Annotated in this window: 19 protein-coding genes and 1 pseudogene; 11 read left to right on the top strand and 9 right to left on the bottom strand. The window is 60.6% G+C overall.

Going from position 1 to position 21,424, the window contains the following annotated elements; genetic code table 11:
• Positions 1-37 precede the first annotated feature (37 nt).
• From RBH77_RS21355 to RBH77_RS21340, 4 genes are all read left to right on the top strand, one after another.
• Entirely contained in the window at positions 38-931 is an 894-nt protein-coding gene (locus RBH77_RS21355; protein WP_311029573.1) for a fumarylacetoacetate hydrolase family protein, read from the top strand.
• An 84-nt stretch (positions 932-1,015) separates the two neighbouring features.
• Complete coding sequence (locus tag RBH77_RS21350; protein WP_311029572.1) at positions 1,016-1,732, top strand: DUF4286 family protein; 717 nt, start codon at positions 1,016-1,018, stop codon at positions 1,730-1,732.
• Between the two features lie 18 nt (positions 1,733-1,750).
• A complete protein-coding gene (locus RBH77_RS21345; RefSeq protein WP_311029571.1) occupies positions 1,751-2,530 on the top strand; it encodes a 3-ketoacyl-ACP reductase in 780 nt (259 codons plus the stop codon).
• A 39-nt stretch (positions 2,531-2,569) separates the two neighbouring features.
• Positions 2,570-3,355, top strand: coding sequence for a shikimate dehydrogenase family protein (locus RBH77_RS21340; RefSeq protein ID WP_311029570.1), 786 nt, complete (start codon positions 2,570-2,572; stop codon positions 3,353-3,355).
• Positions 3,356-3,553: 198 nt separating this feature from the next.
• Here RBH77_RS21340 and RBH77_RS21335 read toward each other — a convergent pair whose 3' ends face one another.
• Positions 3,554-4,192, bottom strand: a complete 639-nt coding sequence (locus RBH77_RS21335) for a GntR family transcriptional regulator (protein WP_311029569.1) — start codon at positions 4,190-4,192, stop codon at positions 3,554-3,556.
• 180 nt (positions 4,193-4,372) lie between these two features.
• On the opposite strand from RBH77_RS21335, the gene RBH77_RS21330 reads away from it, so the two are divergent.
• The 6 genes from RBH77_RS21330 to RBH77_RS21305 all read left to right on the top strand — a co-directional run bounded on the left by RBH77_RS21330 (position 4,373) and on the right by RBH77_RS21305 (position 11,501).
• Positions 4,373-5,437, top strand: coding sequence for an ABC transporter substrate-binding protein (locus RBH77_RS21330; RefSeq protein ID WP_311029568.1), 1,065 nt, complete (start codon positions 4,373-4,375; stop codon positions 5,435-5,437).
• A 61-nt stretch (positions 5,438-5,498) separates the two neighbouring features.
• A complete protein-coding gene (locus RBH77_RS21325; protein ID WP_311029567.1) occupies positions 5,499-6,965 on the top strand; it encodes a hypothetical protein in 1,467 nt (488 codons plus the stop codon).
• Positions 6,869-8,059 (top strand): ABC transporter ATP-binding protein, encoded by a 1,191-nt coding sequence (locus RBH77_RS21320; protein WP_311029566.1) that lies wholly within the window; start codon positions 6,869-6,871, stop codon positions 8,057-8,059. Before RBH77_RS21325 ends, RBH77_RS21320 begins: the two co-directional genes overlap by 97 nt.
• Positions 8,060-8,085: 26 nt before the next feature.
• Complete coding sequence (locus tag RBH77_RS21315; RefSeq protein WP_311029565.1) at positions 8,086-8,919, top strand: ABC transporter permease; 834 nt, start codon at positions 8,086-8,088, stop codon at positions 8,917-8,919.
• Positions 8,919-9,707 carry an ABC transporter permease gene (locus tag RBH77_RS21310; RefSeq protein ID WP_311029564.1) on the top strand — a complete coding sequence of 263 codons (789 nt, stop codon included), beginning with the start codon at positions 8,919-8,921 and terminating at the stop codon, positions 9,705-9,707. Before RBH77_RS21315 ends, RBH77_RS21310 begins: the two co-directional genes overlap by 1 nt.
• Positions 9,708-9,713: 6 nt before the next feature.
• Positions 9,714-11,501: a gamma-glutamyltransferase family protein gene (locus RBH77_RS21305; protein WP_311029563.1), complete on the top strand. Its 1,788-nt coding sequence runs from the start codon at positions 9,714-9,716 to the stop codon at positions 11,499-11,501.
• Here RBH77_RS21305 and RBH77_RS21300 read toward each other — a convergent pair.
• Positions 11,502-11,648: pseudogene (locus RBH77_RS21300) on the bottom strand (hypothetical protein); the annotation flags it as partial.
• Between the two features lie 199 nt (positions 11,649-11,847).
• Between RBH77_RS21300 and RBH77_RS21295 the strand changes: the two are divergent.
• Entirely contained in the window at positions 11,848-12,177 is a 330-nt protein-coding gene (locus RBH77_RS21295; protein WP_311029562.1) for an Hpt domain-containing protein, read from the top strand.
• Between the two features lies 1 nt (position 12,178).
• Here RBH77_RS21295 and RBH77_RS21290 read toward each other — a convergent pair whose 3' ends face one another.
• The 7 genes from RBH77_RS21290 to RBH77_RS21260 all read right to left on the bottom strand — a co-directional run bounded on the left by RBH77_RS21290 (position 12,179) and on the right by RBH77_RS21260 (position 21,294).
• Positions 12,179-13,606, bottom strand: coding sequence for a glycosyltransferase family 2 protein (locus RBH77_RS21290; RefSeq protein ID WP_311029561.1), 1,428 nt, complete (start codon positions 13,604-13,606; stop codon positions 12,179-12,181).
• Positions 13,603-14,643 (bottom strand): HEAT repeat domain-containing protein, encoded by a 1,041-nt coding sequence (locus tag RBH77_RS21285; RefSeq protein WP_311029560.1) that lies wholly within the window; start codon positions 14,641-14,643, stop codon positions 13,603-13,605. Before RBH77_RS21285 ends, RBH77_RS21290 begins: the two co-directional genes overlap by 4 nt.
• A gap of 2 nt (positions 14,644-14,645) precedes the next feature.
• Positions 14,646-16,301, bottom strand: coding sequence for a tetratricopeptide repeat protein (locus RBH77_RS21280; protein WP_311029558.1), 1,656 nt, complete (start codon positions 16,299-16,301; stop codon positions 14,646-14,648).
• A gap of 107 nt (positions 16,302-16,408) precedes the next feature.
• A complete protein-coding gene (locus RBH77_RS21275; RefSeq protein ID WP_311029557.1) occupies positions 16,409-16,786 on the bottom strand; it encodes a response regulator transcription factor in 378 nt (125 codons plus the stop codon).
• Positions 16,787-16,836: 50 nt separating this feature from the next.
• Positions 16,837-18,282, bottom strand: coding sequence for a hypothetical protein (locus RBH77_RS21270; RefSeq protein WP_311029556.1), 1,446 nt, complete (start codon positions 18,280-18,282; stop codon positions 16,837-16,839).
• Between the two features lie 166 nt (positions 18,283-18,448).
• A complete protein-coding gene (locus tag RBH77_RS21265) occupies positions 18,449-18,826 on the bottom strand; it encodes a response regulator (protein WP_311029555.1) in 378 nt (125 codons plus the stop codon).
• Positions 18,823-21,294, bottom strand: a complete 2,472-nt coding sequence (locus RBH77_RS21260) for an ATP-binding protein (RefSeq protein ID WP_311029554.1) — start codon at positions 21,292-21,294, stop codon at positions 18,823-18,825. The genes RBH77_RS21265 and RBH77_RS21260 overlap by 4 nt, the downstream gene beginning before the upstream one ends.
• Positions 21,295-21,424: the final 130 nt, after the last annotated feature.

The following is a 21,424-nucleotide window of genomic DNA, read 5'->3' as shown; positions in this document are numbered from 1 at the left end:
ACCTCCCACCTGGCTGGAATCGCAAAGGAAAAATATCATGAAACTGTTCAGATATGGCTCTGCGGGCTCGGAAAGGCCGGGGCTTGTGGATGGTGCCGGAACATTGCGCGACCTGTCCGGTGTCGTGGCGGACATCGACCAGTCGGTGATTGCACCGGAAGGTCTCGACGCCTTGCGAAAGCTTGATCCGAACTCTCTTCCCGCCATTCAAGGACCCGTCCGGTATGGCGTCCCGGTCGCACGGGTACCGAACCTCGTCTGCATCGGCCTGAACTATACGGATCATGCGGAGGAAACGAACGCTCCTATTCCCCGCGAGCCGATCCTGTTCAACAAACACACTTCGGCGCTTTGCGGCGCAAACGATCCGGTACTGCTGGCACCCGGTTCGACGAAGCTCGATTGGGAGGTCGAACTCGCCTTCGTCATTGGCCAACCCTGTTGGCATGTTCCGGAAGAACGCGCGCTCGAATACATCGCCGGTTATTGCGTGCTGAACGACATTTCCGAGCGCGAGTTCCAACTCGAGAAGGATGGCCAGTGGACCAAAGGCAAGAGCTATCCGACCTTTGCCCCTTGCGGCCCGTGGCTGGTAACGGCCGACGAGGTGCCGGACCCGCAGAAGCTCGATCTCTGGCTGAACCTGAACGGCAAGCGTGTCCAGAACGGCACGACGACGCGGATGATCTTCACCTGCGCGTTTCTCCTGTCTTACCTCAGCCGCTTCATGGCGCTGCAGCTGGGCGATATCGTCACGACCGGGACGCCCCCCGGCGTCGGCCTCGGCAAGAGCCCGCCCGTCTTCATGAAGGCGGGCGACACCATGCGCCTTGGTGTCACCGGCTTGGGTGTGCAGGAGCAGCGCGTTGTTCCCTACGCTCCCGCGATGAGCGAGGCTTGGGCGCACGGTTTGTGGCCACAGCTTGCTTGAAACCCGACCGGGTATATTCACCGGCACAGCAGGCGGATGGAGAGTTTCGTCTTTTGCTGAACTGCGAACATGTGAGGAAGCAAATTGTCCCTGCTTGGCAAAGGTGTTCTGGCCATCTGGAACGGCATAGATCCGGAAATGGAAGGCGAGTTCCTGAAGTGGCACGTTCATGAGCATATTCCGGAGAGGGTTGCGCTTCCGGGCTTTTTGCGCGGCCGCAGATATGTGGCGCTCAACGGCGAACCGAAGTTCTTCAATTTCTACGAAACCTCCTTCGCTTCCGACCTGATGTCGCCGGCCTATCGGGAGGCGCTGAACGATCCGTCGGAATGGACGCGCGAAGTCGTGCGCTTTTTCCGCGATACATCCCGCACGATTTGCAATGTGGCCATGACTGAGGGATCGGGCGAGGGCGCTTTCATTGAGACGCTGAGGCTGCAAACGCGGATCGAAGCGTCCGGATTCAGACGCCGGCTTGTAGAGACGGTGTTGAATACTGTTGCACAGGAATACGGCGTTGTCGGAACCCACCTGCTCGAAGGGCAGGCCGGGCAGGGTACCGGAGAGACAGCCGAGATGCGGCTGCGAGGGGGACCAGACGAGACGGCGGCATGGGTCGTACTGGTTGAAACTGTCCAAGCCGATGTAATCGAGAGTTTACGCAAGGGGCTGCTGAGTGATGGCAACCTGGCGGCCGTAGGCGCAGATCCGGAGGTAAGACGCGGCACCTACGTGCTGCAATTCTCGCTGGCCAAGTCGGATTTGATCGGGAAGGCGAAGAGGCATCGCTCCTTCGCTTGAAGTGCGGGAACTTTAAGAATGAAAGCGATTTCGCGCGGCGTCGCCTTGGTCACAGGGTCTGGTGGCGGTATCGGCCATGCCGTCTCCACGCATCTTTTCGCGGCGGGCTTCGACGTTGCGATGGCCGATCTCGAGGAGACGCAAGAACCTCTGTCCCAGACGCCCGATGTGGGGAAGGGGGGCAGGGCCCGAACCTACGGGTTTGATCTTGCCAGGATTGAAAGTCATGAAGATCTGCTGGATCGCGTGGAAGCTGACCTCGGGAGGATCACTTGCCTCGTCAACAATGCAGGTGTGACGTCACTGGTCCGTGGAGATTTGCTTGACCTGCAGCCGGAAAGCTTCGATCGGGCGGTGGCGATCAATCTCAGGGGTACGTTTTTCCTTACGCAAAGCGTCGCCCGACGTCTTCTGCGGGATGCCGCAAAAGACGCCGCTTCAAAGCGCAGCATTATCACTGTCAGCTCCGCCAATGCAGAGATCGTAGGCGAAAACCGGGGCGATTACTGCATCACCAAGGCCGGTTTGACGATGATGACGAAGCTCTTCGCCTCCCGGCTCGCGGCTGCGGGAATAGCCGTCTTCGAGGTCCGGCCAGGCATTATCGCTACCCGGATGACCGAGCCGGCCGCGGGCCGTTATAACAACTTCATAGAAACCGGAGGCGTGCCGATGGGGCGGTGGGGAGAACCCGAGGATGTCGCCAAGGCCATCGCCACTTTGGCCAGAGGCGATATTCCCTTCGCCACGGGGATACATGTGGATATCGGCGGAGGCCTGCAGATACATCGCGTCTAGCAACTCGCCGGAACCGCCAGTGACGAGAGGAGTCAGGCAATGAAAATCGATGGAGCTACCAGACTTTTTGGAATCGTCGGCGATCCCATCAAACAGGCAAAAACACCGGCTCTTCTCAATCCCTTGATCCAAAAGTCCGGCGTCAATGCCGCACTCGTTCCCTTCCATGTCCCTGAAGAACACTTCATCAAGGTGATGGGCGGCATCATGAGCCTCGGAAATCTCGACGGGCTCGTGGTCACCTATCCCTTCAAGGGAAAATGTCTTGCCCTGGTCGACAACCCGTCCGAGAGGGCGCGGCAAATCGGTGGCATAAACGCCATGAAGCGGGAACCCAGCGGGCGATGGACCGGAGATATGTTCGATGGAATTGGCCTGCTTCGTGCAGTGGCTGTCCAGACCAAGGTCGCCGGGTCGAAGATCCTGCTTATTGGCGCGGGCGGTGCCGGCAGCGCTATCGGATTTGCTTTCGCCGAAGCCGGGGCTTCTTCGATTACCATCAATGATCTCGATCCCGGACGGGCGGAGGATCTTTCCGAGCGAATTCGGCAAAGCTATCCGAACTGTGAAACCCGTGTGGGACCAGCGCTTGCGAAAGGACATGATATCCTGATCAATGCAACGCCGATCGGCATGAAGGCAGGAGATGGGTTGCCGGGGGAAATAGGAGCGCTTTCCTCGTCAATGACCGTGGTTGACATCGTTCCCGGCAGCCAGGCCACGCCCCTTCTTCGTGAAGCAGCGAAAGCGGGCGCTAAACTGGTTGCTGGAACGGCCATGACCGAGGGCCAGGCAAGCGCCATATTGGAGTTCTTTTTGGAATGAAGAAGCCTTTGGCCGATACCTCACGAACGTAGCGATACTCTCCCGAGGTCAATGAAGGTGGCTGCTTGCAGCGCAAGCGGCGAGCATAACCCGGCCCGAACTTGATGGCTCACCGGCGGATCGTCTCATACGAAACCACGATCCCGCGCTCACTCGCAAATTCACACACCCAAGTTTGCGTGCCAGGGACTGAAGGGATCAGAGGAGTTTCCGCGCCGCTGCACTCAAGTATTCGACCAGATCCACCATCGACCTTTCCGCCGCCGCTTCGTCCTTGCGGCTGATCGCCTGCATCACCGCGACGTGCAGCTTGGCCGAAATCTCGGGGCCGTCGGTCGATCCAAAATGAAACCAGAACCGGCGTGAGTGCGTCTGTAACGGAGCCAGAACTTTGGTGATGAACTTGTTTGGGCAAGCAACAGCCAGAATTTCATCGAATACCTTGTCTGCCTTTAGGAATGCATGCACATCGGCGGATTTCGCGGCCGTTTCCATTTCACCAGCACAGACGGTAAGACTTGCCGTGTGGCCGTTGTTTGCATAGCGGGCTACGTTGCGCGCGAGAAGAGGCTCAAGTACGGCTCTCGGTTCCATCACGCGCATGTAGTCCTCGGGGCGAATGTCGCTTACACGAATGCCTGAGCGCGGAAGAACCTCAATCAGACCTTCCCATGACAAGCGCTGAATGGCCTCTCGGACGGGTGTCCGACCAAGCCCGACAAGCTCGATCAACTGCCTTTCGCTGAGCACTTGGCATGGCTGCAGTTCCAAAGTGACGAGCTTATCTTCCAGAATGAGATAGGCCCTGCGAGCTTGAGAAATGGCTGCCTGTTTCATCAGTGCTTTGGTCTCCTGTTCGCGCAAACTGATATATCATCTATTGACTCTTGATATCCTGAAAGGAAAAATACCGCATATCAAGCTTGGAGGTCATATTCGAGAAGCTGGGCGATCTTCGTCCCTCGGAATCAGCCGGTCTGAAGCCGCAAAAGAATTTCAAACAGGGGAGAATGGAAAATGAAAAGAAGAGATGTCATCAAGCTTCTCGGGTCCTCGGCCCTTGCCGTGCCTGCTCTCGCTACGATGGGACCTGCCGCAGCCTGGGCAAAGCCTGAATCCCTGTCGATCATGACGTGGGGCGGGCTCTGGGGCAAAAGCATGAAGGACAATGTTGACGCGGCGTTCACGGAGAAGACCGGAGTTGCGGTTGTCCAGGATACCGGCTCAAGTCCGGTCGAGCGTATTACCAAGCTGAAGATCAACGCAGGCAATCAGATCTTCGATCTGGTCCAGCTTCATGATGGCGTTGTCCCTCTGGCCGAGTCTCAGGGCGTATTGGAACCCCTTGATCCCAATTCGCCGAACATGCCTTATCTTGCCAAGATTCCCGAACGGTTCCGCCGCGACGGCTGGGTGGCCATGATCTATTCGGCCCTCGGTATCGCGTACAATCCCGAATTGGTGAAGACGCCGCCGAAGAGCTTCGCCGATCTGTGGAACAAGGACTACGACGGTCAGATCGTTCTACCCGCGATCAGCCATTCGATCGGCCCCTACATTATTCCGATAGGTGCATTGGCGGCCGGCAAGGATCTGAAGGACGCCGAAGCGGGTTTCGAGATGCTTAAGAAGATGGCCGATCTCAACCCGATCTGGGCAAAAGATACCGACACGATCCAGAGTTCCCTGCTCAGCGGTGAAGCGGCGATTGGCCTGTTGTACAAGTCGCAGACCTACACTGTCATCAAGCAGGGAGGCAATGTGAAGTGGGTGTTCCCGGCCGAAGGCGCCATCAGCTACATGTCCGGCACGAGCATCGCGAAAGGAACGAAGAACAAGGAATGGGCCGAGAAATACGTCAACACGACGATTGATCCAAGCCTGCAGGGATGGGTGGCACGCGTCTATAACTACGTCCCGACGAACCAGGATGCGTTGGCGAGCCTGCCCGTGGAACTTCAGGAGCGGGTGCAATTCAGTGACGCGGAAAGGTCGCGAATTATCGATCTCGATCAGCAATTCATGTCGGAGAAGCGTGCCGAGTGGACGGACCGCTGGAACCGGGTTGTCGCGGGCGGCTGACGTTTTCAAATGATGCGACGGCTTTGCGCCGTCGCTTTCTCTTCTTCGGCTGCAAGCGCTCATGACGTTCAGGTTCATTCGCGATCCGGGCCCGTTCGATGGCAGAACGCTTGCCTTCGTCAATCGAGCGCGAACGCACGGGCATGCCGTGACGGAAGTTGCCGACGGATTTGTGCTGGGGGAAGGAGCTTCCCTGGCAGCTGAAGCGGCAGGCCTGGTTTTGCAGGATATTTCAGGCCGGGTTCCTGGCAGGAGCCCTCCGGGCACCAGTGTTCCGCGAATTGCAATCTATTGCGGCAGCGCTGTCGGATATCCGTACTGGGCGTACTACGCCCATGCCTTCCTGAGCCTTGGATTGGGCTGCACCGGTATCGGCGCCGACGAGGTGATTTCCGGAAAGCTGGCGGACTTCGATTTGCTCGTGATGCCGGGCGGCTTTGCGACATGGGGCCTTGATCGTGCGGAGGCGAAGTCAGGTGTCGATGCCGCGATTCACGCGTTTCTTGCTGATGGCGGGGCCTATATCGGGTCGTGTGGCGGGGCATTTTACCTGTCGTCAGGACGACCTGAATGGCTCGGTATCATCGATGCTGTCCCACGATACACCCATGAATATCTACTGACGGGCGCCGGCCTCATCAGTGTTTCGCTTGATGACGCCAGCGACCTGGGCAGGGGCCTGCCGGAGGCTATCGAGATGCCGTACTACCACGGCCCGGTCTATGCCGAGCGGCCCCGCGAAGCGGCGACGTTGGCACGGTTCAATGATCTCATGCTTTCTGGGCGTCTGTTTATTGACAACCCACTCGACCGGGCACTCTTCGACAAAAGCATCCGCGGCTCCCCTGCCGCTCTCCTTGCCGCACCGCATAGGGGCCGTGCGATAGTCTTCTCGCCCCACCCTGAAATGGGTGAGTTCGTCCGCAAAGGCATTGTCCTCGACAGCTACGTGCGAAAATATTTGCCGGTCCGCGGCTCCAAGGTGATGAACGAAACCCTGTCCTTCTATGCCAAGGACGCATGCGCCGGCTTCCGTATGATCCATAACGCGGTGCAGTCGCTCGGCCTCTACGATCAGCCTTGCCACAATGCGTGCGATCTGGCTTCTACGCCGCCTGAGCTTCGGCTTTCATCGGTCGATGCCGCCATTGCAGCGTCGCTGGCTGTAATGCACGACCAGGCTCAGGCGGAAACATCGGAATTCCGTGGCATCGCGGAGCAGGAATTCGATCGGCTCTCCGCGGAATGGACCGATATCCGGAACCGGGCGATTGCCGCTTTTGCACGAGCCTCCCGCAAGAGCGCGGAAATTCTGACGACGCTACAGCGGCTCTTGAACAATGCCGAAGAGACCCTGGCTTGTAATTCGACGATAAGCTGGGTGGAGCGACTGGTATTGACCGAACTGCCGGTCCGGCTAACGGCAGCGGCTTGCCGCATCGTCGACTACGACGTTGCGCTTGCAACCCCTCTGAACAGCGCCTCGGAGAAGCCTGCCTCCCACGTCGAAAGGACGTTCGGTCAATGAGTGAAGCAGCCGCAGCCGTCGCGCGTATGTCAGGACCCGCACCTGCAGGCGTGCGCTTCGAATCCGTCGAGAAAGAATTCGGCGGGGTTACGGCACTGCATGCGCTCGATCTCGATGTCACGCCCGGCATCCTTTTTTCACTTCTCGGTCCGAGTGGTTGCGGCAAGACGACGACGCTCAGGCTGATCGCCGGTTTTGAGCAGCCGACGACCGGCAAGATTTTCATTGGCGGGCGGAATGTCACGGGCATCCCCGCCTACAAGCGAAACTTCGGGATGGTCTTCCAAAACTTTGCGCTCTTCCCGCATTTGACGGTTGGGGAAAATGTCGCTTTCGGCCTGGAGATGCGGAAGGAGAAGAAGGCGGATATCCAACGGAAAGTCAAAAGCACCCTTGCGCTCGTGGCGCTCGAGAGCTTCATCGATCGCTACCCGCGTCAGCTTTCCGGTGGCCAACAACAACGCGTCGCTCTTGCTCGCGCCGTTGCATTCGAACCTGACGTCCTGTTGCTCGACGAACCATTGAGCGCACTCGACAAGATGCTGCGCGAACAGATGCAGGTTGAAATCCGCGAACTGCAGAAGCGGCTTGGCATGACAACCGTCTTTGTGACGCACGACCAGGAAGAAGCCTTGACGATGTCCGACCAAGTGGCCGTCATGAACAATGGCCGAATCCAGCAGGTCGGCGCGCCGCGTGAGATCTACGATCGGCCGCGCACGGAATTCATTGCCACGTTCCTCGGGGCAAGCAACATCATCGTTGCGTCGGTAACAGGTCGGGATGGCGATGCGGCCGTTGTCGACCTGGGCGGCGTCGCCATGAGAGTTTCGGGCGCGATGGCACGACCGGGTGAGAAACTGAAGCTTGGATTGCGGCCGGAGAAAATCGCGGTACGTCCCGGAAGTGCATTGAAGGCGAAGCTCAGGAGCATCCTCTTCAGGGGCGCCCAGACTCAGCTCTTCCTCGATTTCCACGGTACTTCGATAAACGCTGTCGTCTTCAATGACAGTATCAAGGACCTTTCGCTCCAACCAGGCGCTGAAGTCGACCTGGACTGGCATCAGGATAACATGATGGTGCTGGAGCAATGAGGGGGGTGCTACCAACCGCATCCATAATGACGGCGATCCTGGTGCCGCCGCTGCTTATCCTCGTCGTCTTCTTCGTCGTTCCGCTCGCCTATCTTCTGTTCGTCAGCTTCATGGGGAATTCGACGACGAACCTCTATGACCTGACACCGACCATCATCAACTATACCGAGATCGCAACCGATCCCTTCTACTGGCTGATCATCAAGCGCACGCTGCTTTCAACCGCGACCGTTCTTACGTTCTGCTTCCTGATTGGCTATCCCGTCGCCTTCTATGCCTCGAGGCTGAACGCTCGGGGCCGCTTGATCATGCTCATGATATTGATGGTGCCGCTGATGGTCAGCAATGTCGTGCGCGCTTATGGCTGGGTCGCCATCCTGGGCCGCCGCGGCATGATCAGCGGCACGCTTTGGCATCTCGGGTGGATCGATCGGCCGATCCAATTCCTGTACAATTTCAACGCGATCACGCTCGGTCTGTTGACGATCCTCCTGCCGTTCATGGTGATCTCGCTCACCAATTCGCTCATTACGATCGACAAAAGCTATGCGGAGGCCGCTGAATCGCTTGGCGCTGGACCGTGGAAGACATTCCTGCGCGTCACGCTGCCGCTCTCGTCTCCCGGTATCGCTTCCGGGCTCATGCTGGTGACGTTCCTGACGCTCAGCGCCTATGTCTCCATCGCGCTGCTCGGCGGGCCCCGCTACAAGCTTCTGGTGAGCCTTGTATTCGACAGCGTGTCGACATTCCGCTGGCCGCGCGCGGCTGCCCTCTCCTTCACGCTTCTGATCATAGCCCTCGCGATTGCCCTGATCGTTCAGACGGTCGTGCGTCCTGGCAGGGTGCAGGGAAAAGGCTGATGAGCATCGGATTGTTTCTCCTCAAGGTCATTGTCGGGATCGCTCTCTGCCTGGTGATCGGTCCGATCGTCGTCGTGCTGGTCGTCTCCTTCAGTGCCGGGACATCAATTTCATTCCCTCCCCCCGGCTTCTCCCTCCGATGGTTCGCGGCATTCTTCTCAATGGAAGAAATGCGCAATGCGTTCATCCTAAGCGTGGTTTTGGCTTTTGCGGCGGCATGCGGATCGACCTTCCTCGGTCTGCTCGGCGCGATCTACGTGACCCGTACCCGCAATGCGTTCTCCGGCCTCATGCAGGCGCTCATGATCGCACCCCTGGTCTTTCCGGCCATCATTCTTGGCCTCGCGCTACTCCTGATCTACCGGACCATCCACATGCCGGTGACGCTCGGGCTGTTCGTCGCGCACATCGTCGTTTGCCTGCCCTACGCGTTTCGGGCCGTGCTGACCTCGTTGCAGAGCTTCGACACCACTCTCGAAGAAGCCGGGCAGAGCCTCGGCGCCAGCCCCTTAAAGGCTTTCCTCCGGGTGACGTTGCCGATCATCTGGCCGGGTGTGCTCGCCGGCTGGCTTTTCGCCTTCGTCGTCTCCTTCGGCGAGCTCAATGCGGCTCTCTTTCTGACAGGACCGGGCGTCGTTACTCTTCCGATCGAGATTTTCAATTATCTACAGTTTCAGGGCAATCAGCTTGTCGTCGCGGCAGCGTCGGCTCTGCAGGTCCTGGTGATCGCCATAGTCCTGATAGTTGCCCAACAGGTGATCGGGGCAAAACAAATCGTTCAAAGGTAGAAATCGATGTCAGCTTTCACTACCCGCCCCGAACTTTGTGGGACGTTCGGCGCCGTGAGTTCGACCCATTGGCTCGGCACCACGGTTGCGATGGCTGTTCTGGAAAAGGGCGGCAATGCTTTCGACGCAGCAGCCGCATGCGGCTTCGTTCTCCAGATCGTCGAACCGCATCTGAACGGCCCGGGCGGCGATGTCCCCATCATAGCCAAGAGCGCCAGCGCGGACGAACCCGTCGTCATATGCGGACAAGGCCCCTCGCCAGCTCTGGCGACGATAGAGCGTTATCACGCCATTGGCCTCGACATGGTGCCGGGCACCGGGCTGCTGCCTGCCGTGGTGCCGGGCGCTTTCGATGCATGGATGCTTCTGCTCAGGGACTTCGGAACGCTTCCACTGGAGGAAATCCTCTCCTATGCCATCGGATATGCGGAGCGCGGTTTCCCCCTTCTCGCACGGGCCGTTTCCTCGATTATCCCGGTTGCCGATCTCTTTCGTGATGAATGGCCGAGTTCCGCACAAGTCTGGCTTCCCGGCGGCGCGGTCCCGCGCCACGACCGGCTATTCACCACACCCGGCATAGCGGAGACCTATCGGCGGCTGCTCACAGAGGCGAAGAGCGTGGGCGGCGATCGCATCGCGCAGATCGAGGCCGCGCGAAAAGCCTTCTACGGCGGCTTCGTGGCCGAGGCGATCGACCGCTTCTATTCGTCCGAAGTGCTATTCGACACGACTGGACGACGTAACGGTGGTTTGCTCCGGGGCGACGACCTCGCCGGCTGGAGCGCCAGCATCGAAAAGACGGTTTCGCGGGATTTTGCCGGTCTGACGATCCACAAGACCGGTCCTTGGGGACAGGGACCCGTGATGCTCCAGCAACTGGCGTTGTTATCGCAGTTCGACATCGCGGCGATGGACCCGTTGGGCGCTGAATTCGCCCATACGATCATCGAATCAGCGAAGCTCGCCTTTGCCGACCGTGAAGCCTTTTACGGCGACCCATCCGCATCGGACATACCGTTGGATCTCCTGATTTCGGATGAGTACGCACGCGAACGAGCAAAGTTGATTGGGCCCGACGCCTCCCTGGAACTGCGGGCAAGCCATCTTGATGGAGCCAGCGAACGTCTTGCCAAGATCGCCGCACGTGCCGGCAGCGAAGAGCCGGTTGGCCCGGGCGGCGGTGAAGTGACATTCGCGCCGGTGCCGGCAATCGAAGGCGATACCGTTCATCTGGACGTGACCGACCGCTTCGGGAACATGGTTTCCGCTACCCCCAGCGGCGGCTGGCTGCAGAGCTCACCTGCGATCCCGGGGCTTGGTTTCTCCATTTCGACGCGTGGCCAGATGTTCTGGCTGGACGAAGGGTTGCCGTCCTCCCTCAGGCCGAAGACGAGGCCTCGGACCACCCTGTCGCCAAGTCTGATCATGAAACAGGGCGCGCCCTGGTTGGCGATCGGTACCCCTGGGGGAGACCAGCAAGACCAGTGGCCGCTTATTGTTCTGCTTCGCCATCATCTGCATCGATACGCCCTGCAGCGGGCGATCGACGCGCCGATGTTCCATGCGAAACATTGGCCCGGCTCGTTCTATCCGCGCGATTACGAACTTGGTCGTGTCCTCATGGAGGATCGGTACGGCAAGGAAGTCATCGACCAGATGCGTGACCGCGGACATAAGGTTTCTGTAATGGACCCCTGGTCGCTCGGCCGTGTCTGTGCGGTTGGTCGGCGCGATGGCCTCTACCACGCGGCGGCGACTCCACGTCACATGCAGAGTTATGCCATCGCTCGCTAAGATCATGGGCAGCACGTAGGTGGAAAGCGAGACGCGCACGCCGATGCGGGCTATCAACCAGCCCGTGCCCGTCGCGCCGACATTGGCGCCAAATACGAGGCCGAGCCCCTGCGGGAAGGCCAGAAGCCCGGCGCTGACGAGGCCTATGCGGTGCGGCGGCGGCTTTGCTGAGGGCGGCCCCCGCGACGCCTCAGCCTGAGTTCGTCGGAACCATGGCGCCAACCGACCCCATGCCGGTAGCCCCGTCTCGACGTTGAGCAACAATCGACACTCCGCTGGTATTGACGGCCGAGGGCGAGAACGACACCGTACTCCAGGAACATAACGTCGCGTCGGGAGACTGTGGATGAAGCCTGACATGTTCGATGCCATTCGTGTGCGGTTCATTGAACGGTGCCGCGGCGATGTTGAGAGGCTCAGCGAGTTCCGCCGCAGATCGGCCGATCTGGCCGGCGGGACTGTGGACGACACGTTGTTAAGGTTAGCGCATGGGCTTGCCGGTACGGGCGGCACGCTGGGATTTCCAGAGATCAGCCGACAGGCCGGTGATCTGGAGACCCTCCTCATCGACACCGGTGGCACGGAAGCGGATCGGCGTCGCGCTCTCGATGCCTTGATTGGCTCGCTGGAGCGCCTAATCGATGCGGGGCCTCACTCTGACAACACCATCGCCTGACTTAGCCCGCTTTCGATGAGAAGCCGGTACGGATCATCTCGCCCCACGAGTTGTCCTGCTTGAGGAATTGCCAATAACCCTTCACACGCCAGAAATTGTTGATCTGGCGGTAGCCAAAATTCTCCAGTACGGCCACTGCGGTGAGGACGATGAGGTCGCGCGCCCGCGGAAAACGCTTCAATTCGGCTTCTTCCAGGATCAGCGACGAGACGCTGATGAACACGCCATAGAGGAAGACGAGAGCGGTGTAGGCAAGCAGATATTCGACCGACAGGACGCCGAGCAGCCAGAAGAGCGGCATCAGGATGTAGCCGATCACCTCGGTCACCGGACCGACGACATCGACGACGAAGATATGGCCGAAGCCGAGAAAGCCGACGCGGCCGTAACGTGGATTGAACAGCATGTGGCGGTAGCGGAAGAAGGCCTCAAGCGCGCCGCGCTGCCATCGCGAGCGCTGCCTGGCGAGCACGCCTAAGGTCTCGGGCGCTTCCGTCCAGCATACTGGCTCGGGAATGAACTCGATGCGGTAGGCCTTCTTCTGGTCGATCATGTGCCTGTGCAGCTTGATGATCAGGTCCAGATCCTCACCCATCGAGCCTTTGGTGAAGCCACCCACCGCGACCACTTCCCGGCGGCGGAAGACGCCAAAGGCACCCGACACCAACATCAGCGTGTTGATGCTGCTCCAGGCGAGCCGGGCCATGAGGAAGGCGCGCAGATATTCCATCACCTGGAAAAGTGGCAGCATCTTCGTGGGAAGCCGGATCGCCTTGATCCGCCCGCTTTCCACGATCGAGTTGTTGGCGATACGGATCGTGCCGCCAACCGCGACCGTGCGCTCGGGATCATCGATGAAAGGCTGGATAGCCCGCATCAGCGCGTCCGGCTCGAGGATGGAGTCGCCGTCGATGACGCAGAAGATCGGCGCCCGGCAGACATTGATACCGGCGTTCTGCGCATCGGCCTTTCCGCCATTGACCTTGTCGACTACGGTCAGCCGGTCCGTCGTTCTTGAACCATAGATGCCGCGGATCGGCTCGTGGGTGAGCGATTCTTCATGCGGCCGCTGGAACGGGACGAGCCTGAAGCCGTCGATGAGACGCTTCAGGGTCAGGTCCCTGGAGCCGTCATTGACAACGATCACCTCATAGTTCGGATATTCGAGCGAGAGCATGGAATGCACCGTCTCGACGATGTTCATTTGCTCGTTATAGGCGGGGATGATGAGCGCGATCGGGGGCGCGACCTCGCCATAGCGGTGCCACAGAAGCGACGAGCGCGCTACCGGCGGCCGCTGCGACAGGGCATAGGTGGCAAGGACGAGTTGCAGGATGTAGACCACTGTCTGCGCGAGACCGGAGACGATCACGATCCAGGCGATGACGCCGGCCGCCGACAGCAGGATCTGGTGCCAGTCGAAGCTCATTGCGCCTGCCCCTCCGCAAGCACCATGGAGGCGGTGCGCTGGCTACGCGAACCCTCGTCTTCCGCAATCTTGCGCAAGGCCTCGATGCCGGGCGCTCCCAAAGCCTTCATTGCCTTGCCCGCTGCATAGCGCACGGTCCATTCGCTGTCGGCGAGAAGCCCGCTCAAGCGTTCCACGCCGTTATCGAGGCCGATGCGCCCGGCCGCGGCCGCCGCTTCGGCTCGGATCTGCCAGTCGGGACTCTCCATGGCGGCAAACAGCGTGGCCGATGCGCCCGGATGGCCGATGCGGCCGAGCGCGCGGATCGCGGCTGCCGCGACCTCCGGAGCCTTGTTGCCGGCGAGCCGCTCGTAGACCGGCATGAAGCGGTAGTCGCCCGACATCGACAGCGCGTCCATCGCGGCGGCACGGACGAAGGCCGGACAGTCCTCCTGTGTCGCATAGACCGCCAGTTGCTCGATATGTTCGGTCGGAAGGTTCTGAAACAACTCGACCAGCCGGCGCGACCGCTGTCCGCGCGGCCCTATTCTGGACAGGACACGTTCCAGCGGCGGCAGGCTGCCCAATTTCGAAAGAGCGATCGCGGCGGAAATCCGTACTTCACGCGCATGATCTTTCTCGAGCGCGATCTCGAGGCTGCGGACAGTCTCCGGACCCGGGAAAGCCACAAGCATCTCGGTGGCGTGAATGCGATCGGCCTCGTTGCCGCGGCGCAGGCGCCCGCGAATGAAATCCGGCAGGCCGACCTCGGAGAACGCCGCCTCGATCGCCTCCCGCTCCTCGCCGCGCAGAAGCTCCAGGAACTCGAAACCCGCATCGGCGACGATTGCAGCCGGTATCGATCCAAGCACGGCTTCCACGGCGGATCGGTTGCCGTCCTCGGAAAACCGGATCAGAGCCGAAAGCACGTGGCGGCGCTCGGCCTTTGCGCGGTCCGCCCGGCGTTCGTTCACCACGCGCAACACCACCAGGGCGGCCATGATGAGAATAGCGGCAAGACCGAGGACGATTGACGTGATCCAGATGAACCGCAGCATGATCAGAACCGGAGCGACAGGCCTAAGCCGAACGTGTCCCTGTCGAACGCGGCCCGCTCCTCATGCGCATAGCTGGCGTTCAGCGTGACATCTTCCTTGAGGTCCAGGGACAGTCCGGTGAAGATCGTGCGCGCTTCCACCGGCGCCCCTTCAGAAATCTCCGGCGCGTTGCCATAGCCGGCGAAGAAACGCAGCCGGTCGGTCGCTACAATGTCGCCGCGCAGCACATAGCCATCGACGGAGACGCCCGCATCGTCCTGTGAGTGTACCCAACGCGCGCTGATGCCAAGCCGCTCGCCCAGAAGAAAGTATTGAAGCCCGGGTGAGACAGTGGTGACCTTGCTCTCTGGATAAAGATCGTACCGGACGTCGACGTTGAGGAATAGCGGCCCCCAATCGTTGCGACGTCCGATCGCCCGCCAGGAAGCGCCGCCGCCGACGGAGAATTCGGCAAGAAAGTCAGCATCCGGGGTCGCGGCCAGCAGGCCGTAGACGGACAGATCCGGCGTGAGAGCCTGGTCGAGACGCGCTTCGAACTGGGTATCCGTTCGACCCCACCGGGTCGCAAGGCGTAATCGCCCGGCGACGGTCGTCTGGGGTGAGAGACGGTAGGACAACGAAACCGCGTTGTCGGTCCAGGATGTGCGGCCGCCGCTCAGGTCGCTGACTTCGCTTCCGACATCGAGCCGCCACTTCCTTGGCGTCGTTGCCGCGAGCCGCTGCCGGACATCGGCGGAGTTCGGCTGCAGCAGCAATGCCTGACGATAGGCTTCCCGCGCGCCGGATTCGTTGCCGCCGGCCCGTCTCGCGTCGCCGAGACCCACCAATGCCTCCGTATTGCTCCGATCGTGCGCGACTATTGTCTGGAATTGCGCCTCGGCCTGCCGGTTGTCGCCCGCGGCAAGCGCGATGCGGGCGGACAATGCCAGCACTTCACCATTGTCGGGATATTCAGCAAGGATCGGATCGATCAGCTTGCGGGCTCTTGCCGTCTCGCCTCGCCAGATCGCCAGCCGTACCATGCCGAGCCGAGCATCGAGATCGCCGGGGCGCCGGCGCAGAGTCTCCAGGAAATAAGATTCCGCAGCCGTGAAATCCTGCTGGAAGCCTGCAACCAGGCCGAGCGCTACCAGGATCTCCGCATTGCCGGGCGAGAGGGCCAAAGCCTTGCGGTAGAGCGCCTCGGCTTCCTTGAAATGGCCGTCTATGCGTTGCTCGCGCGCCCTGGATAGAAGTGCTTCAAGCTGTTTTCCTTGTTTGGATGCTTTGGGCGAGGCCAGTGTGGGCCGGCCTATTTTCCCGGACACGCGCGCTGCGGCGCGTGCAGTCGCCTCTTCCGCCCGTTTGATCGATGCGAGGAGCGCCATGGCCTCGGCGTTACCGGGTTGCGCTTTCAGGACGATGTCGACCCGCTCACGCGCTTGTTGCAGATCGCCGTTGCGGAAATCTATCTGCGCCAGACCGAAGCGCGCGTCCTGATAGCCAGGCGCAATCTCCAGCGCCCGGGTAAAGGCAGCGCGGGCCCCAGCGTTGTCGCCCAGGGCCGACCGCGAGAAGCCTAGCTGGACCTGCATGTCGGCATTGTCCGGCTCGAGCGCTGCCGCCCGTTCGAGCACCGCAACGGCGTCCTTGAACCGCTGCTCCTTGCGCGCTGTCATCCCTTGGCCGTAAAGCTCGGCCGCGGTCTGTGCGGCTGCCGGAACGGCCGACACGAGACACGCGATCAAACAGAAGCCGGCAAGCCGCATATGCCTCATTGCGCTTGTCACTGCCTTCGAGCGAGGAGTTTCGAGAGCCGCGTCAGCAATTCGTCGGGAATGAAAGGCTTGACGAGATAGTCTTCGGCGCCGCGTTCCAGGGCGGAGACAATGTCCTTTTCGCCCTTACGCGCGGTCAGCATGATAACCGGCGTGTCCGCCAGTTCCGCGTCGTCCTTGATACGTCCGAGCACTTCGAAACCGTCGAGCCGCGGCATCATGGCGTCGAGCACCACAAGCGACGGCTTTGCGCTCACCATCTTCTTCAGCGCTTCCTCCCCGTCCGCGGCGGTGACAACGTCGTAACCCTTCGCTTTGAGGCGGAATTCCATCAACTCGACGAGAAGCGGGTCGTCGTCGCAGACAAGGATCGTGTGCTTGTTCATCTGTTCTGTCCTCCGATGCGATCGACCGGCTTACCGACCTCCCATACGGATCACCGTAATCCATGCAGCATGAGCCCGTCGAAGGATGGCCATGCGCCAAACAGGTGCAGCAGTTGCGAGCGTACATCCCACAATTGCCGATGATCTCCCATAAAGCTGATTCGCGACGGGTCTGTCCTTGTTTCATGGCCGAGGGCATAGACCAGACCGTCATCCGATGCGCGGATGTTACCGGAATGCAACGTCACCCGCCCCTCGCCATCCCTGTAGGAGAAGGCCAGCCTTCCGGTTTCGGCGCGTGTATAGGTCTGATGAATTTCGATCGGCAACGCGCCGTTTTCGAGCGCGATGCCGACCCGAACGCCGTGCGTGGCGCCCCAGGCAAGCCACGGCTCGCTCAACGCGAAAATCTCGTCCGGAGCCGTGCGGTACGCCATGACGACCACCTGCGAGATCGCATCGCGAGCCGTCGCGAGCGCCGCCAGCCCGGATGCTTCGCCGAGCATCCAGAAGGGGACGACAACGGAAACCGCGCCGCCCCATGTTTTCGAGAGGGAAACGATGCTTTCCGCCCATCCTCGCCAGGCATGGGCAGCATCGCGGGAATAAGCGTCGAGCAAGTAAGGCTCCACGTCGAACTGAATGCCCGAAAGGCGTGCTTCGGGCCGCGCGTCCTTTTGATAGCGCGCGATGGCCGTTGCTCGCGCGATTGCGTTTTCCCGCCCTTCGACAGCGGCCATCGCCGGATCGCCTTCGACGGCATAAACCTCCACGCCATGTCTGCCGAGTTGCTCGATGAGCGTCGCGAGTGCCTGGGGCTTTGCCACCATCGCGCCCTCGATGCGCAACTGCAGGTAAATGCGATTGAGATCGGCGTCCGATGCCAGCTTTGTCACGACCTGCGGCTCGTCGATCCACATCTCCGGCTGCCAAATCCATGTCCCTGCGCCGTTTTGCAGCTTCGGAGGCAGTTTCGGAGCAATCACGATCGAGCTTATGACTGCCTCGGCTACGCCTGCTGGGCAGGTCAGGACGATGTCGCGCAATTGCGGGTGTTCGGACCATTCGCTGGCTGGTATGGGCACGATCGTTTGCCCCGACCGCAGCGTCGCCACGGGTTTAGCCAGTGCATCTTCCCTCTCCCTGACGATAGAAATGCCGATATCGCCGCGCGCCCTGGCATGAAGGACCAGTTCCGAAGAGACTCCCCGAGGAAAATGGAACGAGCTGCTGCCAAGCGCCAAGCCGGCTGGTTGCCGGCCGGCCTCGCAGCGTGCCGTCAACCCCTGGGCGGACGAATGAAACTCGACTCGCTCCTCCATGCCGAATGCGCGAACGTCGAGCAATGGCAGGATATCGCGGACAGGCGTCAGGGCGGTCGAGGCAGGCTCGGTGTGACCGGCTTCGGGAAACCTGACGACATTCGGCTGGAAGCCGTTAGGGGTTAAAGGCCCATCAATGACAACGCTGGGAGGCGGCGACGCAGGCGCTTTCACGGCTCGGCTCCATGTTGGCTCAGTCATGGATCGCGTACCGCTCACCTCGTCTCCTCCGGCTTGCGCTCGTCCGCTCGACAGACAGGCAGCGAGCAGCAAGGCAAGATTGATGGCAAAACGGCCCATCCGATCTTCATTTCTCCCCGTTCGTTGACCGGCCGCCGGTTCAAGAACCTCTCAGATATTGCCGCGCCTGCCCGGCGAGCGTCATCGGGTCGAACGGTTTCGCGATCACGCCGACCGCACCCAGCGAGAGAAATCGTTCGATCTCATAAGATTGCGTCCGTGCGGTAATGAAAACGGCCGGAATGGCGGCTGTCCGCGGATCGGCTTTCAGGCTCGCCAGCGTTTCCGGTCCGTCCATTCCCGGCATCATCACATCCAGGAGGATGAGGCTAGGCTGCCAAGTCGGCGCCACCTGCAGCGCTTCGCTGCCGGACGCACAGGCCCGCACTTCGATATCGCCGTCGAGTGAGAGCGACATCGATGCGATCTCGCGAATATCGGCTTCATCGTCGACGTAGAGGATCCGGAGCTTGTTCATCTTCCACTCGCGTTTTCGGCTGACGTTCCACCTGGGAGCGGCGCGGCGACGATCAGAGACTTGACGAGGTCGGCGATGGCGATCTCGGATGTCTTCGTCTTGGTCAACGCCGTCGTGACTCTGGCCGCCAGGGCTTCATCCACCTCCAAAGCGGAAAAGATAACCACTGCCGTTCCAAGGGGTATTACGCTTATCAGATCGGCACCCGAGCCATCCGGGAGACCGAGATCGAGGATGACGAGATCGAACCGTTCCTCGCGCAGCATCCGCCGCGCTTCGGCAGCACTCCTTGCCGGGGTGACAGCGACGTCGTCTCCAAGGCTCGCCGAGATGACCTTCAAGACATCCTCGTCATCCTCCACATGAAGGATCGCCGGCTTTCGCTCCGCCATCTGATGCCCGATCTTTGCGATGGCCGCGTAGAGGCGTGGCATGTCGATCGGCTTTTCCAGCCAGTCGATGATACCGACGGCAGCTCCGTTCAAGGTCTTGCGCGCCTCGTCGGCGACAGCAGATATGACGATGACCGGCAGATCGGCACTAGCCTGCATCGAGCGCAATTCCCGATAGAGGATAATGCCGGACTCCCCGGTGAGGCCAAGGTCCAGCGTCATTGCCATGTAGATATTGCCGGCAAGCAAGGACCGCGCCGTATCCATATCAGGCGCAACATCGCTGACCATTCCCTTCTGGTTGAGCGCCGCCGCGATGACTTGTGCGGTTTCGTGGTCATCTTCGCAAATCAGGACACGCGGCTGCGAGCCATCCGGCTTTTGCGCCATCACAGTGTCTTGCGCGGCTGGCGGCTCCTGCACGACTTCCGGCAGATCGACATGAAAGGTCGTTCCAGCGCCGAGTGTGGTCTCGAAGGAAACGGCGCCGTTCAGCCGCTCGGTGATCGCCTTGACGATGCTCAGCCCTAGCCCCGTCCCGCCTCTTTCTCTCGTATCCGACGAGTCGGCCTGTTCGAACTTGCCAAAGATCCGGGAGCGAAACTCCTCCGGTATTCCGGGACCGTGATCGGTGACGGAAATACGCACGGTGCCTTCCATCCGCCGCAGGTGGATTTCGATGCTGCCTTGTGCCGGCGAGTACTTGATGGCGTTGGAAAGCAGATTCAGCATCACCTGGTGAAGCCGGTCCGGATCGACGATTGCTATCGCTTCCGGTGCGTCGTCGACCAGCGCCAGCTTGACCTCATGTTCGGCGAGGTAGCCGTTGCTGGCTTCCATCGACTGCTGGACGAGCGGCGCCAGTGCCATGGGCCGGACATCGAACGGCATGCGGCCCGACTCGATCTTCTCGATATCCAGTATGTCGTTAATCAGGCGCACCAGTCGTTCGCTGTTGCTGTGGGCGATATTGATCAGGCCTGCGGCTTTCTCGGGCAAGGGCCCTGCCACACCCGCTGCCACCAGCCCGAGCGATCCACGGATCGATGTCAGCGGCGTGCGTAGCTCGTGGCTCACCGTCGAGACGAAGTCGTTCTTCATTTGCTCGCTGCGCTTCTGCTCGGTGATGTCGAAAAGCGAGCCGTCCCAGACCAGTTCACCATTTAGATCGACCCGCGGTTCGGCGGCCGCGCGCATCCAAAGCGTGCTGCCGTTGGGCCGGGTGAACTCCGTCTCGAGATCCCAGGCTTTACCGTCGGCCGCCGAGCGGGCCAGCAGTGTCTCCACTTCACTCAGCGCCTCACGAGACATCATGCGCACGATCGCTTCGGGGCTTCTTACCAGCACATCCGCAGGCGTTCCGAGGATCCGCTCGGAACCGCCCGAGACATAGCGGAACGCACCCCGTCCTTCGGGCGAGAGACAGAGCTGGAACAGGACGGCCGGGGCGTTATTGGTGATCGCTTGCAGCCGCGCCTGGCTCTCCGAATATGCGGTCAGGGCCCAGCGGCGTTCCCGGTCGGCGATGATCAGGAATCCAAGCAACAACACACCGACGAAGTTTGTCGGCACTACGAGCACCATTGCATCCAGGAAAATCGGCCAGGGCGGCGGTGAGATCAGGTACAGGGCCAACGGAGGCAGGATCGCTGCCATGACGGCCAGGATAGTCACATCCATGGGCGTGAAGCGGTTCGCTGATTTTGCCCGCAGCCAAATCCACAGACAGGATGACGCCATACCGACAACGACGATGCCGGCAACGCCTGCAGTCGTACCGGCTCCTCCCGTCAAAACACGCATGGCAGCCAGGATTGCAGCCGTTATCGCGGCACTTAGCGGTCCGCCTATGGCGCCGGAGAACGCCATAACGACGTTGCGCCCATCGACCAGCAAGCCGGGCGATACTTCGACCGGGGCGGCCATGCTGATCAAGCCAGTGACGCCGAAGACGATGCCGAAGAGGATGCTTCGAAGCCAGACCCGGCGCTCTAGTCGATCTCCCACAAATGCGAGAAACAGAACCGCCAAGACGACGACGGCCGCGCTTTGGATCATGCTGATGACTGACGTCATGTCGAAGCGGCCCTATCGGTCCGTGATCTACACCAGTTCGTAGGACGGAGGAATTAAGGGTTTGATAAGAATCGGTGCCTGCCACGAAAGCGATCTCTGAGGACAGCGGCAACGTACTGGCCCGACTTCG

Origin of the sequence: Mesorhizobium koreense (assembly GCF_031656215.1) — a bacterium.
Lineage (GTDB): Bacteria > Pseudomonadota > Alphaproteobacteria > Rhizobiales > Rhizobiaceae > Mesorhizobium_L > Mesorhizobium_L koreense.
This window is presented reverse-complemented; position numbering and strand designations above follow the sequence as displayed.

Bases quoted from the DNA above. Each gene is read 5' to 3' on its own strand.
- RBH77_RS21265 (WP_311029555.1), bottom strand. From the start codon at position 18,826: ATGAACAAGCTCCGGATCCTCTACGTCGACGATGAAGCCGATATTCGC.
- RBH77_RS21340 (WP_311029570.1), top strand. From the start codon at position 2,570: ATGAAAATCGATGGAGCTACCAGACTTTTTGGAATCGTCGGCGATCCC.
- RBH77_RS21285 (WP_311029560.1), bottom strand. From the start codon at position 14,643: ATGCTGCGGTTCATCTGGATCACGTCAATCGTCCTCGGTCTTGCCGCT.
- RBH77_RS21355 (WP_311029573.1), top strand. From the start codon at position 38: ATGAAACTGTTCAGATATGGCTCTGCGGGCTCGGAAAGGCCGGGGCTT.
- RBH77_RS21275 (WP_311029557.1), bottom strand. From the start codon at position 16,786: ATGAACAAGCACACGATCCTTGTCTGCGACGACGACCCGCTTCTCGTC.
- RBH77_RS21280 (WP_311029558.1), bottom strand. From the start codon at position 16,301: ATGACAGCGCGCAAGGAGCAGCGGTTCAAGGACGCCGTTGCGGTGCTC.
- RBH77_RS21295 (WP_311029562.1), top strand. From the start codon at position 11,848: ATGAAGCCTGACATGTTCGATGCCATTCGTGTGCGGTTCATTGAACGG.
- RBH77_RS21315 (WP_311029565.1), top strand. From the start codon at position 8,086: ATGACGGCGATCCTGGTGCCGCCGCTGCTTATCCTCGTCGTCTTCTTC.
- RBH77_RS21260 (WP_311029554.1), bottom strand. From the start codon at position 21,294: ATGACGTCAGTCATCAGCATGATCCAAAGCGCGGCCGTCGTCGTCTTG.
- RBH77_RS21310 (WP_311029564.1), top strand. From the start codon at position 8,919: ATGAGCATCGGATTGTTTCTCCTCAAGGTCATTGTCGGGATCGCTCTC.
- RBH77_RS21325 (WP_311029567.1), top strand. From the start codon at position 5,499: ATGACGTTCAGGTTCATTCGCGATCCGGGCCCGTTCGATGGCAGAACG.
- RBH77_RS21330 (WP_311029568.1), top strand. From the start codon at position 4,373: ATGAAAAGAAGAGATGTCATCAAGCTTCTCGGGTCCTCGGCCCTTGCC.
- RBH77_RS21345 (WP_311029571.1), top strand. From the start codon at position 1,751: ATGAAAGCGATTTCGCGCGGCGTCGCCTTGGTCACAGGGTCTGGTGGC.
- RBH77_RS21290 (WP_311029561.1), bottom strand. From the start codon at position 13,606: ATGAGCTTCGACTGGCACCAGATCCTGCTGTCGGCGGCCGGCGTCATC.
- RBH77_RS21335 (WP_311029569.1), bottom strand. From the start codon at position 4,192: ATGAAACAGGCAGCCATTTCTCAAGCTCGCAGGGCCTATCTCATTCTG.
- RBH77_RS21305 (WP_311029563.1), top strand. From the start codon at position 9,714: ATGTCAGCTTTCACTACCCGCCCCGAACTTTGTGGGACGTTCGGCGCC.